At 64.4% G+C, this 14,177-nt stretch carries 11 protein-coding genes; 6 read left to right on the top strand and 5 right to left on the bottom strand.

Annotation, left to right across the window (positions count from 1 at the left end):
* Positions 1-6: 6 nt before the first annotated feature.
* Genes SFY93_RS07840 through SFY93_RS07825 form a run of 4 tightly spaced genes read right to left on the bottom strand, consistent with a single transcriptional unit; the run spans position 7 to position 2,829 of the window.
* Positions 7-1,260, bottom strand: coding sequence for a CCA tRNA nucleotidyltransferase (locus tag SFY93_RS07840; protein WP_320446656.1), 1,254 nt, complete (start codon positions 1,258-1,260; stop codon positions 7-9).
* The gene (locus SFY93_RS07835; protein ID WP_089262546.1) at positions 1,257-1,520 is read right to left on the bottom strand and encodes a DUF6111 family protein; all 264 of its coding nucleotides are present in this window, start codon (positions 1,518-1,520) and stop codon (positions 1,257-1,259) included. Before SFY93_RS07835 ends, SFY93_RS07840 begins: the two co-directional genes overlap by 4 nt.
* Positions 1,517-2,182: a CoA pyrophosphatase gene (locus SFY93_RS07830; RefSeq protein WP_320446655.1), complete on the bottom strand. Its 666-nt coding sequence runs from the start codon at positions 2,180-2,182 to the stop codon at positions 1,517-1,519. Before SFY93_RS07830 ends, SFY93_RS07835 begins: the two co-directional genes overlap by 4 nt.
* 35 nt (positions 2,183-2,217) lie before the next feature.
* On the bottom strand, positions 2,218-2,829 hold the full coding sequence (locus SFY93_RS07825; RefSeq protein ID WP_120288354.1) for a DUF1285 domain-containing protein: 612 nt from the start codon (positions 2,827-2,829) through the stop codon (positions 2,218-2,220).
* Positions 2,830-3,090: 261 nt separating this feature from the next.
* On the opposite strand from SFY93_RS07825, the gene SFY93_RS07820 reads away from it, so the two are divergent.
* Genes SFY93_RS07820 through SFY93_RS07805 form a run of 4 tightly spaced genes read left to right on the top strand, consistent with a single transcriptional unit; the run spans position 3,091 to position 9,925 of the window.
* Positions 3,091-4,095: an AAA family ATPase gene (locus SFY93_RS07820; RefSeq protein WP_320446654.1), complete on the top strand. Its 1,005-nt coding sequence runs from the start codon at positions 3,091-3,093 to the stop codon at positions 4,093-4,095.
* Positions 4,095-5,039: a DUF58 domain-containing protein gene (locus tag SFY93_RS07815; RefSeq protein ID WP_320446653.1), complete on the top strand. Its 945-nt coding sequence runs from the start codon at positions 4,095-4,097 to the stop codon at positions 5,037-5,039. The genes SFY93_RS07820 and SFY93_RS07815 overlap by 1 nt, the downstream gene beginning before the upstream one ends.
* Positions 5,039-7,852, top strand: a complete 2,814-nt coding sequence (locus SFY93_RS07810) for a DUF4159 domain-containing protein (RefSeq protein ID WP_320447716.1) — start codon at positions 5,039-5,041, stop codon at positions 7,850-7,852. The genes SFY93_RS07815 and SFY93_RS07810 overlap by 1 nt, the downstream gene beginning before the upstream one ends.
* Positions 7,853-7,861: 9 nt before the next feature.
* A complete protein-coding gene (locus SFY93_RS07805; protein ID WP_320446652.1) occupies positions 7,862-9,925 on the top strand; it encodes a hypothetical protein in 2,064 nt (687 codons plus the stop codon).
* A gap of 45 nt (positions 9,926-9,970) precedes the next feature.
* Here the strand turns inward: SFY93_RS07805 and SFY93_RS07800 are convergent, their stop codons facing one another.
* Positions 9,971-10,909, bottom strand: a complete 939-nt coding sequence (locus SFY93_RS07800) for an IS110 family RNA-guided transposase (RefSeq protein WP_320444434.1) — start codon at positions 10,907-10,909, stop codon at positions 9,971-9,973.
* 336 nt (positions 10,910-11,245) lie between these two features.
* Between SFY93_RS07800 and SFY93_RS07795 the strand changes: the two genes are divergently transcribed.
* The gene (locus SFY93_RS07795; RefSeq protein WP_320446651.1) at positions 11,246-11,623 is read left to right on the top strand and encodes a DUF2946 domain-containing protein; all 378 of its coding nucleotides are present in this window, start codon (positions 11,246-11,248) and stop codon (positions 11,621-11,623) included.
* A gap of 123 nt (positions 11,624-11,746) precedes the next feature.
* The gene (locus SFY93_RS07790) at positions 11,747-14,101 is read left to right on the top strand and encodes a TonB-dependent receptor (protein WP_320446650.1); all 2,355 of its coding nucleotides are present in this window, start codon (positions 11,747-11,749) and stop codon (positions 14,099-14,101) included.
* The last annotated feature ends 76 nt before the right edge of the window (positions 14,102-14,177 follow it).

Raw genomic sequence — 14,177 nt, 5'->3', positions numbered from 1 at the left:
CGAGACTTAGAGCTGATGGTCGTGCTTGAATCGCGCAATCGTCTGGTCGGCGATAACAGTCAACACATCGACCTCCATCGGAAAGTCCAGCGCCAGCCAGGCATCTTCCGCCAGCGCCAGAACATGGCCGAGCGCCGGCCCCTTGGCGATGCCGCGCGCCATGAAGTCGGCGGCCCTGAGCGGAAACACCGGCGGAGTCCACCGCTCCGGCAAGGTTACGAGCGCCTTCCAGGCCTCGCTGTCGGCTTCGCGGCCAGCGCGCGCCCAGGCCAGCATCATGCGGTTGCGATAACGGGCTTCGCCGAGCCGATAGAGCCGCCGCCGGGCATGGGATTCGTCCGTGCCCTTCAGCCGCCACCAGCGATGGCCCATCGAATCCAGTGCCTTGGTTTCGTCATTGGACAGCCGCAGCTTTTGAGCTAGTCGCCGCGCATCCTCGGTGACGGCCACGCCGAGCGCGCCAAGCCGCAGAACCGCATCAGGTTTCTGCCCCAGAGCCTGCTCGATGGTGATCATTGCGGCGAACGGTCCCTTGTAGGTGACGCCGCCCGCGATCCGTAGCATCAGGCCGGCATCGACCATCGCATCCACCGCCCCGAAGGCCCCATCGGCCACCAGCAGCTTGAGCAACTCCATCCTGATACGCTCGGCCGATATTCCCGCCAGTCCATCGCGGCCGCGAATGCTGGCGAGATAACCTTCGCGATCCGGTACCCCGGCGCCATAGGCGGCATGAATGCGGAAGAACCTGAGAATGCGCAGATAGTCTTCGGCGATGCGCCTATCGGGATCGCCGATGAAGCGCACCCGCCGGGCATCGAGATCGGACAGGCCGCCGACATGATCGTGCACTACGCCGTCGATGGATGCGGAAAGACCGTTCATCGTGAAATCACGTCGTTCGGCATCGTGCTTCCAGTCGCGCCCGAACGCCACCTTGGCCTTGCGGCCAAAGGTCTCGACGTCTTCGCGCAATGTCGTGACCTCGAACGGTGCGCCATCGACCACCAGCGTCACCGTACCGTGCTCAATGCCCGTCGGTACGCTCTTGATATGGGCCGCCTTGGCGCGGCGGATCACTTCATCGGGCATGGCCGTCGTGGCTATATCGATTTCGCCCACTGGCAATTTCATCAGAGCGTTGCGCACGGCGCCGCCGACCGCGCGGGCTTCCTCGCCATCGCCGTTGAGCAGCGCCAGCACCTGCCCGGACGGTCCTGACGTGAGCCACGGCGCGTCGGGCAGTTTGCGCACGCTCATTTTTCGACCCCGGGGACGAGCCTGCCGTTTTCGATATGCGCCGGGACATAGGTCGATCCCGGCGGCGCGCCGGAAAACTGCGCCAGCAGCACGAGGCTCACGATCACCAGCACGGCGGCGGCGATGGCGAGCCTGATCATCACCGGCATCGGCCATGACGATTTCAGTGTCACACCATTTTTGGTCGCGATCAGGAAAATGGCATAGAGCGCAAACGGGATGAGGAAAATGCCGACTTCGGTCAGAACCGGACGGATCATGTGAGCACGATCCGTTCATACAGCACGCGCAGGATGCCTGCGGTAGCGCCCCAGATATAACGTTCGGCGAACGGCATCGCGTAATAGGACCGCTCCATGCCGCGGAATTCCTTGCTGTGCAGCTGATGATTGGCGGGGTCCATCAGAAACGCCAGCGGCACTTCAAAGGCGCTTTCGACCTCGTTCTCGTTGATCTTCAGATTGAAGCCTGGCTTCACACGCGCCAGCGTCGGCAGGATTCGAAAGCCGAAGCCGGTCGCATAGAGATCGAGATAGCCGATCGGCTCGACGAAGGAGCGATCGAGACCGATTTCCTCCTCGGCCTCACGCAACGCGGCGTCCAGCGGCGAGGCATCGGTCGGATCGATCTTGCCACCGGGAAACGAGATCTGTCCGGCATGATCGTTGAGATGCGCGGAGCGCTGGGTGAGCAGCACGGTTGGCTGTTCGTGTTCGACGACGCCGATCAGGACCGCGGCCGGACGGATCGGCCGCTCCTGCGCCACAATCTGGATCATGCGGTCGTTGCCGGCATCGCCGGTGACGGGAATGATGCTGGCGTCGGTGAGCCCCTCGGGCACATCGAAATTCAGGCGTGCCTTCGCCCGCTTGAAAAATTCAACTGAACCGATATCCGCGGCATCCGCGTCGGTCTTCAGCATCGGCTCATTCGCCCGGCTCACTTCAATCGGCTCACTTATGTAGCTTCCCTGACCTGCTCCGCATCGGCCATGGCGAAAAACGCGCCCGCGGAGGCGATGCCGAACATCGCAGTACCATCGACCATCCGCTCCTCGCCCATGTCAACCAGATCGTAATAGACCGCCCGCGTCACCTTGGCCCACAGGTCACTGCGGACATGCAGGTAGGGCGTCAGCCCGCCGTCTTCAGCCATCTCGAATCGTAGCCGGTGTATGCTGTCACACTCCACCCAATCGTCCACATTGGTGCGAAACTTCAACACCGTGCCACGCGTGTCCTGCTCCTTGAGCATCTCGACGGCGAGAAATGGGGCATCGTCCACGGTGATGCCGACCTTCTCCACGGGGGTCACGAGAAAGTGCTTGCCGCCCTCACGCTTCAGGATCGTTGAGAACAACCGCACCAATGCGGGCCGGCCGATCGGCGTTCCCAAATAGAACCACGTACCATCGCCAGCGATTCGCATGTCGAGATCGCCGCAGAATGGCGGATTCCACAGATGCACCGGCGGCAGGCCCTTGCCGGCTTTACCGTTGGCCGCCGCATCCCTCGCCGCAGTGGTCAGGCCATCCAGCCCCTGATTTGCGATCTGCCCTTGCTTCGCCATTGTTTGCCCTGACTTTACCACTGCCATTTGGCACGTTTGGTGCAAGTCTTGAACCTCAAGTCTTGAAACGTGCGGTGTCACATTCAAACTCGCCACAACGTGATGCAGTTCATAGCCGCATCCCGATATTGTGGGGATAGTTTAATTCAACAAATACATGGCCTTCGCTTAAGTTTAGCATCAGGTCCATGGAATACTAAGATGGCGTGACGACAAATGCGGCGGCGTATTTCAGGCGCCGTTCACCCGAAGGAGCAATGGATGGCTGGCGTTGACAGTGTCGAGAAACTCGAAGACGTGATTGTCCGCTCCGCGGAACAGGTGGCTGGCCAGATGCGCGCCGCCAAGGAAGCTATCTCCACTGTCATCTTCGGCCAGGAACGCGTCGTCGAAAACACGCTGGTGACCATCCTGTCCGGCGGCCATGCGCTGCTGATCGGTGTTCCGGGCCTCGCCAAAACCAAGCTGGTGGAAACGCTGGGCGTCACGCTCGGCCTCGATGCCAAGCGCATCCAGTTCACCCCCGACCTGATGCCTTCAGACATTCTCGGCGCCGAAGTGCTGGACGAGAGCGTCGCCGGCAAGCGCTCGTTCCGCTTCATCTCGGGACCTGTCTTCGCACAGCTGCTGATGGCCGACGAAATCAACCGTGCCTCGCCGCGCACGCAATCCGCATTGCTACAGGCGATGCAGGAACAGCACATCACCGTCGCCGGCGCCCGGCACGATCTGCCGAAGCCGTTCCATGTGCTGGCCACGCAGAATCCGCTGGAACAGGAAGGCACCTATCCGCTGCCGGAAGCGCAGCTCGATCGCTTCCTGATGGAGATCGACGTCGATTATCCGGATCGCGATGCTGAACGCCGCATCCTGTTCGAAACCACCGGCGCCGAAGAAACCATCGCCAAGGCTGCCGTGACCGCTGAAACGCTGATTACCGCGCAGCGCCTAATCCGCCGTCTGCCGGTCGGCGACAGCGTGGTCGAAGCGATTCTTACATTGGTGCGCTCGGCACGTCCGGGACCGGACGCAGGCGATGCCAGCAAGCTGATCGCCTGGGGCCCAGGTCCTCGCGCGTCACAGTCGCTGATGCTGGCAGTGCGTGCCCGTGCATTGCTCGATGGCCGTCTCGCGCCGTCGATCGACGACGTGCTCTATCTCGCCGAGCCGATCCTGAAGCATCGTATGGCGCTGACCTTCTCGGCGCGTGCCGAAGGTCGTACAGTCCCCGACGTCATCCGTCAGCTCAAGTCGCGGATCGGTTGATGGCCGCAGCGCCGGATCACGCCACGCAGGAGATCACAGCAGTCCGCCGCGCCGATGGCGAAAGCCGTACGCTTGCTGCATCGCTGCCGCGTCTGGTGCTGGAGGCCCGGCGCATTGCTGCGACCGTCATCCATGGCCTGCATGGTCGGCGCCGCGCCGGCCATGGCGAAAGTTTCTGGCAATATCGCCGCTTCGTCTCCGGCGAACCGTCGCAGAATGTCGACTGGCGCCGTTCGGCGCGCGACGATCATTTGTATGTCCGCGAGCAGGAATGGGAAGCCGCGCACACAGTCTGGCTGTGGCCCGACCGGTCGCTGTCGATGGCCTTTGCCTCCAAGGGCGCGCGCGACAGCAAGCTCGAACGAGCCCTTATCGTCACCTTCGCACTAGCTGAATTGCTGGTGGCTGGCGGTGAACGCGTCGGCGTGCCCGGCCTGATGAATCCAACCTCGAGCCGCAGCGTCATCGACAAGATGGCGCAGGCGATGCTGCACGACACGACAAACCGCGCCAGCCTGCCGCCGTCCTTCGTCCCGTCGGCGCTGGCGGAGATCGTAGTGCTCGGCGACTTCTGGTCGCCGATGCCGGAGATCAAGGAGATGCTGGCCGGTTTGTCGTCATCCGGCGCGCATGGCGCACTGGTGCAGGTCGTCGATCCCGCCGAGGAGAGTTTCCCCTATTCCGGCCGCGTCGAATTCGTCGAGCCCGAAAGCGGCAATGTCATCACTGCCGGCCGTGCACAGACCTGGGCCGAGGATTACGTGGCGCGCGTCGCCGCGCATCGCGAGGAAATCCGCGCCGAGACCGCCAAGCTCGGCTGGCTGTTCTCGACACACACCACCAGCCGCTCGGCGGCTGAGCTGCTGCTGTTCCTGCATGGCGGCATGATGGTCAACAAATCTGCCGGCGGCGGTAGCATGGTCAAGGCAGGACGTTCAGCATGATCGGTGGCTTTCCGCTCGCCTTCGCCCAACCGCTGCTGCTGCTCGGCCTGATCAGCCTTCCGGTGCTATGGTGGTTGCTGCGCGTGATGCCACCGCGCCCGCAGCGCATCGCGTTTCCGCCGACACGTCTGCTGTTCGATATCACGCCGAAGGAAGAAACCCCCTCGCGCTCGCCCTGGTGGCTGACGCTGCTGCGCCTGCTGGCTGCGGCGCTCATCATCTTCGCTGCCGCCGGCCCGATCTGGAATCCGCAGACCGGCACGGCCGGCAGCAATGCACCGCTTGCGATTTTGATGGACGATGGCTGGAGCGCCGCGGCGAGCTGGGACGCTCGCGTCAAGGCGGCGGATGAGCTGATTGCCAATGCCGACAGCAATCGCCGCGGCGTGGCCCTTGTTCCGCTGTCGGAACCGAACCGCGACATCACACTGCTGCCCGGCGGCACCGCCCGCGTCGCATTGCGTCAGCTCTCGCCGAAGCCCTATGCGATCGACCGCGTCGATACGCTGCCGGCGCTGGAGCGCTTTTTGAAAGCCACCGGCGACAGCGAAATCGTCTGGCTCTCGGATGGCGTTGACACCGGCCGTGGCGCGGATTTCACGCAGGGTCTCGCCAAGGCCATCAGCGACCGCACGCTGACCATCTATGACGGCGGCGCCACGCCGGCCCATGCGCTGGTCGCAGCGGAAAATGCCGCGGCGAAAATGACCGTGAAGGTGCTGCGCGCCAATAGCGGCGGCCCGGATGGCGGCGTGGTCCGCGGCCTCGACCAGAAGGGATCTCCGGTTGGCGAAGCCAAGTTCCTGTTCACACCGAACGACCGCGAGACCGAAGCCTCGTTCGATCTGCCCGTGGAACTGCGCAACGACATCGCGCGGCTTGAAATCACCGGCGAACGCTCCGCCGGCGCGGTGCAACTGCTCGACAAGCGCTGGCGCCGCCGTGCCATCGGCATCGTCTCGGGCGCGACCAACGATACCGCGCAGCCGCTGCTAGCCTCGACCTTCTATCTCACCCGCGCATTGGCGCCATTTGCCGACGTCCGCCTCGGCGATCGCGGCGCGCCGCAGCAGGCGATCACGCAGTTCCTCGATCAGAAACTGCCGATGATCGTGCTGGCCGATGTTGGGACGCTGTCACCGGAAATCCGCGAGCGTCTGAATGCTTGGATCGATGCGGGCGGCGTGCTGGTGCGCTTTGCCGGCCCGCGCCTCGCGCAGGGCGACGACGATCTCGTCCCGGTTAAACTGCGCCGCGGCGACCGCAGCCTCGGTGGCAGCCTGACCTGGGAGAAGCCGCAACATCTGGCGTCCTTCGCCGCCGATGGCCCGTTCGCCGGTCTCCCTGTCCCGAAAGACATCACAGTGAATCGTCAGGTGCTCGCCGAGCCGAACGCTGCGCTGGCCTCGAAGAGCTGGGCGTCGCTGGTCGATGGCACGCCGCTGGTCACTGGCGAACGCCGCGGCAAGGGTCTCGTCACCCTGTTCCATGTCAGCGCCGATATGCGCTGGTCCGATCTGCCATTGTCTGGCACCTTCGTCGAAATGCTGCGCAGGGTCGTCGATATCTCCGGTTATACGTCCACGCCCGGCGCAGGTGTCGCCGGCGAGACTGGCGCGGAAACGGTTGCGCCGCTGCGCACGCTCGATGGTTTCGGTGCTTTCACCCCGCCGCCATCGACGGCCAAGCCGCTCGCCGCTGACTATCGCGACCGCGCCACGCTCGATCACCCGCCGGGCTTCTATGGCCCTGCCGATGGTCCGCTCGCAGTGAATGCACTGGCATCGGCCGATCGCATCGAGCCTATCGATTTCTCAGGCCTGAAGGCCAACCGCGCCAGCTACACCAATGCTGAACCGCGCGACCTCCGCGGCATCCTGCTCTCCACGGCGCTGGCGCTGTTTTTGGTGGACGCGATCATCGTCGCGCTGCTCGGCGGTGCCATCGCCGCGATGTTCCGCCGCCGTGCCGTCTCGGCTGCCCTCGCCGTGGCATTCGCGCTCGGCACCGTCATGGGATCGCCGGTGCCATCGCGGGCCGATCCAGCCAGTGACGATTTCGCCGTCAAGGCCGTGTCGCAGACCCGGCTCGCTTATGTCGTCACGGGGAATGCCGACGTCGACTCGATCGTCAAGTCCGGTATGACCGGCCTCACGCTGTTTCTCGCGCAGCGCACCGCGCTGGAAGCCGGCGAGCCCGTTGGCGTCGATCCTTCTCGCGACGAACTCTCCTTCTTCCCGCTGATCTACTGGCCGATCATTCCCGGTGCCGCCAAGCCGCCGCAGGAGGCCATCAACCGCATCGACGCTTACATGAAGCAAGGTGGCACGGTGCTGTTCGACACCCGCGATGCCGTCGAAGCCCCGCCCGGACCGAATGGCGAGTCGCAGACGCCCGGCATGCTGACGCTGCGCAATATCCTGTCCTCGCTGGATGTGCCCGAGCTTGAGCCGGTGCCGCGCGAACACGTCCTGACCAAGACCTTCTATCTGCTGCGCGACTTCCCCGGCCGCTTCAATTCCGGACCGACCTGGGTCGAGACGCTGCCGCGCGACGACGGCGATGACGCTGCCTCGCGTCCGGCTCGTGGCGGCGACGGCGTGTCGCCGATCATCATCACCTCGAACGATCTTGCCGGCGCCTGGGCGATGCGCCCCGATGGCCAGCCGATGCTGCCACTGACGCCCGGCGAACCGCGGCAGCGCGAATTTGCGTTCCGCGCCGGCGTCAACATCGTGATGTATACGCTGACCGGCAACTACAAGGCCGATCAGGTGCACGCGCCCGCACTCATCGAACGTCTCGGACAGTAGGAGCGCGACATGCAATACGGCATCGCGTTTACGCCTCTCGTCCCGACCATCGTGCTGTGGATCGGCCTCGCGGCCATCGTGGTGATATCTGCGTTGCTGTTGTTCGGCCGTGCGCGCGGCGCCGCCGTGCGTGTGGTGGCGCTGACGCTGATCCTGCTGGCGCTGGCCAACCCCTCCTTCACGCGCGAGGAGCGTGAGCCGCTGTCCTCGGTCGCCGCCGTCGTCATCGACAAGAGCCCGAGCCAGAATTTCGGCGAGCGCACCAAGGAGACCGAGGAAGCGCAGAAGCAACTTGTTGATCGGCTGAAGCAGGTCAAGGGCCTCGAAGTTCGTGTCGTCGAAGCCGGACAGGCTGACGGTGAGACCGACGGCACCAAATTGTTCGGCGCTCTCTCATCGGCGCTCTCCGACGTCCCGACCGACCGCGTCGCCGGCGCCTTCCTGATCACCGACGGCCGCGTCCATGACATCCCGGCCAATGTCGCGGGTCTCGGCTTCAATGCGCCGGTCCATGCGCTGATCACCGGCCGCAAGGACGAGCGTGATCGCCGCATCGCCATCACGGCTGCTCCCAGATTTGGCATCGTCGGCCAGTCGCAGCGCGTCACATTCCGCCTCGACGATCAGGGCGTCACCGGCGAACGCGCCCGCGTCGCCATCCGCCGCGACGGTGATACGCTGAGCGAGCGCACGGTGCTGTCGGGCCAGACCGTATCAGTCGATATCGACATCAAGCATGCCGGCCCGAACATCGTCGAGATCGAAGCCTCGCCGCTCGATAATGAACTGACACTGGTCAACAACCGCGCCGTGGTCGCCATCGACGGCGTGCGCGACAAACTCCGCGTGCTGCTGGTGTCGGGCGAGCCGCACTCCGGCGAACGCACCTGGCGCAACCTGCTGAAGTCCGATGCGTCGATCGATCTCGTCCACTTCACGATTTTGCGCCCGCCGGAGAAGCAGGACGGCACGCCGATCAACGAACTGTCGTTGATCGCCTTCCCGACCCGCGAGCTGTTCCAGCAGAAGATTCACGAATTCCAGCTGATCATCTTCGATCGCTATGCCCGCCAGGGCGTGCTGCCGATCGCCTATTTCGACAATATCGCGCGCTATGTCCGCGCTGGCGGCGCCGTGCTGGTGTCGGCTGGTCCCGACTATGCGTCGAACACGTCGATCTGGCGCACACCGCTGGATTCGGTGCTCCCTGCCGAACCCGTCGGTGTCAGCGAGAAGCCGTTCTATGCGCATCTCAGCGATATCGGTAAGCGTCACCCGGTGACGCGCGGGCTCGAAGGCTCCAATTCCGAACCGCCGAAATGGAGCCGCTTCTTCCGCACCGTCGAGACCCGCAACACCACCACCCCCCCTGTGATGACCGGTGCCGACGGTCAGCCGCTGCTGCTGCTGTCGCGTTCCGGCGAAGGCCGCGTCGCACTGCTGCTGTCGGATCACATCTGGCTGTGGGCGCGCGGCTATGAGGGCGGCGGCCCGCATCTCGATCTGCTGCGGCGGACGTCGCACTGGCTGATGAAGCAGCCGGATCTCGACGAGGAAGCGCTGAAGCTGCAGAGTCAGGGCAAGGATCTCGTTGTGCTGCGCCAGACCATGGGCGACGCGGTGCAGCCCGTGACGGTGACCTCACCATCGGGCAAGACTCGCGAATTGACGCTGTCAGCCGGCGAGCCCGGACTGTGGCGTGCGACCACGCCGGCCGATGAACTCGGCCTGTGGCAGGCCACCGACGGCACGCTGAAGGCGCTGATCAATGTCGGCCCGATCAACCCGAAGGAATTCTCCGAGGTCACCTCGACCACCGAGATGTTGAAGCCGCTGGCGCAGGCCAGTGGCGGCGACGCCCGACGGATCAATGAAGGCTCGGGCATCGAGCTACCGCGTATCGTGCCGGTGCGCTCCTCGACCGTATTCCGCGGCGACGGCTGGATGGGCGTGCATATGCGCGATGCCAGCGTGGTCCGCGGCGTCGGCGTGCTACCGGTGTTCGCAGGGTTGATCGGTTTACTGTTGCTGCTGGGCGCGTTTGCCGCGACATGGCTGAGAGAGAGCCGGTAGCTTCTTCCCTCTCCCCGCAAGCGGGGAGAGCGACTGTCTTTTTGGTCAAGCGTTTTGATGCTGCCATGGGGTCTTGTCTCGCAGGATAGCGTTGAGGATGGTGAGCAGCTTGCGGGCGACGGCGATGATAGCGACGAGCTTGGGCTTGCCGGCGGCGACGAGCTTGTCGCGGAACAGTTTGAGCTGCGGATTGAAGCGGGCGGCCACCATCGCTCCCATGAACAACACGCGGCGTACATTGGCCCGGCCGCCGCCGATGAAGCTCTTGCCGCGCCACTGGCCGGATTGCCGGGTCCATGGCGCCAAACCGGCGAGAGCCGCAATCTGACGACGATCGAGTGTGCCGAGCTCCGGCAGTTCGGCAATCAGGCTGCGCGCGATGGTCGGACCGATGCCGGGCACCGACGCCAGCAAGTCTTCTTTCTCGGCCCAGGCCGGCGATCCCCGCACGTGATCGCCGATGTCGTCGTCCAGTTCGGACAACTCCTTCTCCAGTGCCTTGTGGAGCCGGGCGATGCTCTTCTTCAGGCGCGGATTGCTGACGCGCCGCGCACGCTGGCCTTCCGCGGCCATCATCTCAACGATCTGGCGCCGACGCGCCACCAGATCGGCTAGCAGCCGCGTCGTGGCATCGGGAAGCGGCCGCAGTTGCGGTTTGGTCGCCTCGGTAAAATGCGCGATCACCATGGCATCGATCGGATCGGTCTTGGCGCGCTTGCCGAGGGCGTTGGCAAAGGCGCGCACCTGTGCCGGATTGACCACCACCACAGGCAGATCGGCGCCGGCCAATCCTGCGGCGACCACCGTCTCGAAGCCGCCGGTCGCCTCGATCGCCACCACCAGTGGCGGTCGCGCTTTCAGCCGCGCGATCAGATCATCGATCCCCGCACCATTGCGGGCAACCGCAAAACTCTCACCGCCCGGACGCATCGCCACGTCCAACCGATCCTTCGACACATCGATGCCAACATAAATCGCGTCCATCTGATCCCATCCTTGCGCAACCGGGCTTGCTGAGCGGCCCAAGCGACTGTTCGGGTTCGATGGAACGGCAAGCAAGGACCCGCGCTCTCCCACGGGCTTGGTGTCCCTCAGGTTACTCGGTCTCCCGCCTGCCACCGTTCCGCATAGCTTAGCAGAAACGGCGGGAGGCAAGTTACAAGGTAAGAAGGCAGCGTGGCGATAATCACACAGCAGGTCGGGTTTCTGTGTCCGGAGATGACTGGCCGTTGACACCCGGCCGCCTATCGCGCGATGTTACATTATAACATCGGTGCTGGCAGACCTCTCCGCCGACCGATGCCGGGGCAGCCTGTCGGCATGAAGTGGTTTCGCGCGAATATCAGACATGGGGCAAAGCTGGCGCTGTTCGCGCTGGCGGTGCAGCTCGTTCTGTCATTCGGACACGTCCATGGCGGGACCGTCCACGCGGCCCCTCTCGACGCTGCCTTGGCACTCTCGGCCAACGACATTGCGCAAACACCGTCTGCTCCGGACACTGACCACCATCACCGCGCCGCCGATCCCTGCGCCATCTGCGCCGTCATGGCGATGGCCGGTACTGCGCTGTTCGCCGCACCGCCGGTTCTTCTGCTGCCGCAGGCCGCCGTCCTGCTGCAGCAGATCACCGAGGCTGAGTTCGACCATCTCGACGCCATCAGCGGCGCATCGCAGCCGCGCGGCCCTCCTGTTTCCTGACACATCCTTTGACGATCGCTGCCGCGAATTCCTCGCGAACGGCGTAACCGAAGTCAGATTCGCATCACCGCGAGTCCCGGCGCAAGCGCCCGAGCGCGCCGCCGGTGAAGTCAGGACAAACCTATGTCGATTCAATTCAAGCGCGCCCTCCTGCTCGGCACATCCGCCATAGTGGGACTGAGCTGCCTCCCGCTATCCGCGCGCGCGCAGACGCAGCTTCCTGCCGTGGAAGTCACTGCGCCAAGCCCGATCGTGCGCCGCAAGCCGGTGCCGTCACGCACCGCGCATACCCATGTCACGCGTCCCGCGCCGAACCGCAACGCGGCGCCGGTGCCCGTCGAGGCGGAGCCGGCCGTTCAAGCCCAGCAGGGCGAACTCCCGATCGTCACCGATCAGTTCGCCACCGTCACCGTGCTGCCGAATGACGAGATCCGCCGCTCTGGCGCCTCGACGCTCGGCGACCTCCTCGCCAACAAGCCCGGCATCACCGGCTCCGGCTACGCACCGGGCGCGTCGAGCCGGCCGATCATCAGGGGTCTCGACGTAAACCGGGTCGGCATCGTCGAAAACGGCATCGGCAGCAATGGCGCATCCGATCTCGGCGAAGATCATTTCGTGCCTGTCGATCCGTTCGCCGCCAATCAGGTCGAAGTCATTCGCGGCCCGGCGACGCTGCGTTATGGCTCGCAGTCGATCGGCGGCGTGGTCAGCTCATCCAACAATCGCATTCCCGACGCGCTGCCGAACTGCGCCGTGGCGGCGCCGTTCCAGAGCTATGGCATGCCGGTGAAGGCGCCGGCCGCCGGTCTCGCGGCGCCGGGCTGCATGAATGCCGAAGTCCGCACCTCGTTCAGTTCGGTGGATCGCGGTGTTGATGGCGGCATCCTGCTCGATGCCGGCGGCGGCAATGTCGCGGTTCATGCCGATGTCTATGGCCGCAAGGCCGGCGACTACAATGTGCCGAGCTATCCTTATGCCGCGCCCGGCCTCGCCTTCAACGGGCGTCAGCCGAACTCGGCTAACCAGTCGGCCGGCGCATCGGTCGGCGGCTCCTACTTCTTCACCGGCGGCTATATCGGCGCGGCGATCACACAGAACAACACGACCTATCACATTCCGGGCGTTGAAGGCGCGCAGGTCGGCACCCGTATCGCCGGCCAGCAAACCAAGTTCACGGCGAAGGGCGAATATCGCCCGGACGCCGCGGCGGTCGAAGCGATCCGCTTCTGGGCCGGCGCGACGGACTACAAGCACAACGAGATCGGCCTTGCCGACGCCAGCGATCCCTTGTCCGACGGCGTGCGCCAGACCTTCACGAACAAGGAGCAAGAAGGCCGGCTCGAAGTGCAGATGATACCGTTCAATGCGCGCTTCGCCACGATCACGTCGGCCTTCGGCCTCCAGGTCAACCACCAGGAACTGACGGCACCAAGCCCCGACGACATCGGCAGCCCTCTCAATGGCCTGTGGGATCCGAACAAGAATACAAGGGTCGCCGGCTACAGCTTCAACGAGTTCAAGTTCACCGAAACCACGAAGGCGCAGATCGCCGGCCGCATCGAGCATGTCGAACTGTCCGGTACGACGCCATCTTCGATTCCGAACGAGTTCGATCTCAATGCCGATCCCGGTACCATTGGGCCGGCTGTCGGGCGCAACCTGACCTTCACGCCGAAGAGCGGCAGCATCGGTCTGATCCAGGATCTGCCCTGGTATGGGCTCTCCGCCAGCATCACCGCGCAATATACCGAGCGCGCACCGAAGCCCGCCGAACTGTTCTCGCGCGGCGGACATGATGCGACGGAGACCTTCGACATCGGCAATCCCAATCTCGGCATCGAGACGGCGAAGTCGGTCGAACTCGGCCTGCGCCGTGCCGCCGGTCCGTTCCGCTTCGAGCTCACCGGCTACTACACGCAGTATAACGGCTTCATCTATCGCCGCCTGACCGGCAACACCTGCGGAGATGGAGTCTGCCAGGCGGGGCTTGGCCTCGAACTGAACCAGGCGATCTATTCGCAGCGTGACGCCACCTTCCGCGGCGGCGAATTCCAGAGCCAGCTCGACGTTGCGCAAATCTATGGCGGCACATGGGGCATCGAGACCCAGGCCGACATCGTGCGCGCGACCTTCAGCGACGGCACCAATGTGCCGCGCATCCCGCCCGTGCGTGCCGGCGGCGGTCTGTTCTGGCGCGATACCAACTGGTTTGCCCGCGTGAATCTGCTGCATGCCTTCGCACAGAACGACATCGCTGAGATCGCCGAGACGCCGACATCGGGCTACAATCTCCTGAAGGCCGAAGTGAGCTACAAGACGCTGCTCGACCCGCGCATCTACGGCGCCAAGGAGATGACCGTCGGCGTGGTCGGCAACAACCTGTTGAACGAGAACATCCGCAACGCGGTGTCCTATAACAAGGACAACGTGCTGCAGCCCGGACTAAACGTGCGGGCGTTCGCGAGTGTGAAGTTCTGAGCAGCTAACCTCGTCATTCCGGGCTGCGCCCTCTTCGGGCGCAGACCCGGAATCTCGATGTAGTGAAGCTCAATGC

This window comes from Tardiphaga sp. 42S5, from assembly GCF_034044155.1.
Taxonomy (GTDB): domain Bacteria; phylum Pseudomonadota; class Alphaproteobacteria; order Rhizobiales; family Xanthobacteraceae; genus Tardiphaga; species Tardiphaga robiniae.
The sequence above is the reverse complement of the archived record's forward strand: the minus strand, read 5'-3'. Positions and strand labels throughout refer to the sequence as shown.

What these genes read in the sequence shown, in the direction of transcription:
- SFY93_RS07840 (WP_320446656.1), bottom strand. Translation starts at nt 1,260, where the DNA reads ATGAGCGTGCGCAAACTGCCCGACGCGCCGTGGCTCACGTCAGGACCG.
- SFY93_RS07835 (WP_089262546.1), bottom strand. Translation starts at nt 1,520, where the DNA reads ATGATCCGTCCGGTTCTGACCGAAGTCGGCATTTTCCTCATCCCGTTT.
- SFY93_RS07830 (WP_320446655.1), bottom strand. Translation starts at nt 2,182, where the DNA reads ATGCTGAAGACCGACGCGGATGCCGCGGATATCGGTTCAGTTGAATTT.
- SFY93_RS07825 (WP_120288354.1), bottom strand. Translation starts at nt 2,829, where the DNA reads ATGGCGAAGCAAGGGCAGATCGCAAATCAGGGGCTGGATGGCCTGACC.
- SFY93_RS07820 (WP_320446654.1), top strand. Translation starts at nt 3,091, where the DNA reads ATGGCTGGCGTTGACAGTGTCGAGAAACTCGAAGACGTGATTGTCCGC.
- SFY93_RS07815 (WP_320446653.1), top strand. Translation starts at nt 4,095, where the DNA reads ATGGCCGCAGCGCCGGATCACGCCACGCAGGAGATCACAGCAGTCCGC.
- SFY93_RS07805 (WP_320446652.1), top strand. Translation starts at nt 7,862, where the DNA reads ATGCAATACGGCATCGCGTTTACGCCTCTCGTCCCGACCATCGTGCTG.
- SFY93_RS07800 (WP_320444434.1), bottom strand. Translation starts at nt 10,909, where the DNA reads ATGGACGCGATTTATGTTGGCATCGATGTGTCGAAGGATCGGTTGGAC.
- SFY93_RS07795 (WP_320446651.1), top strand. Translation starts at nt 11,246, where the DNA reads ATGAAGTGGTTTCGCGCGAATATCAGACATGGGGCAAAGCTGGCGCTG.
- SFY93_RS07790 (WP_320446650.1), top strand. Translation starts at nt 11,747, where the DNA reads ATGTCGATTCAATTCAAGCGCGCCCTCCTGCTCGGCACATCCGCCATA.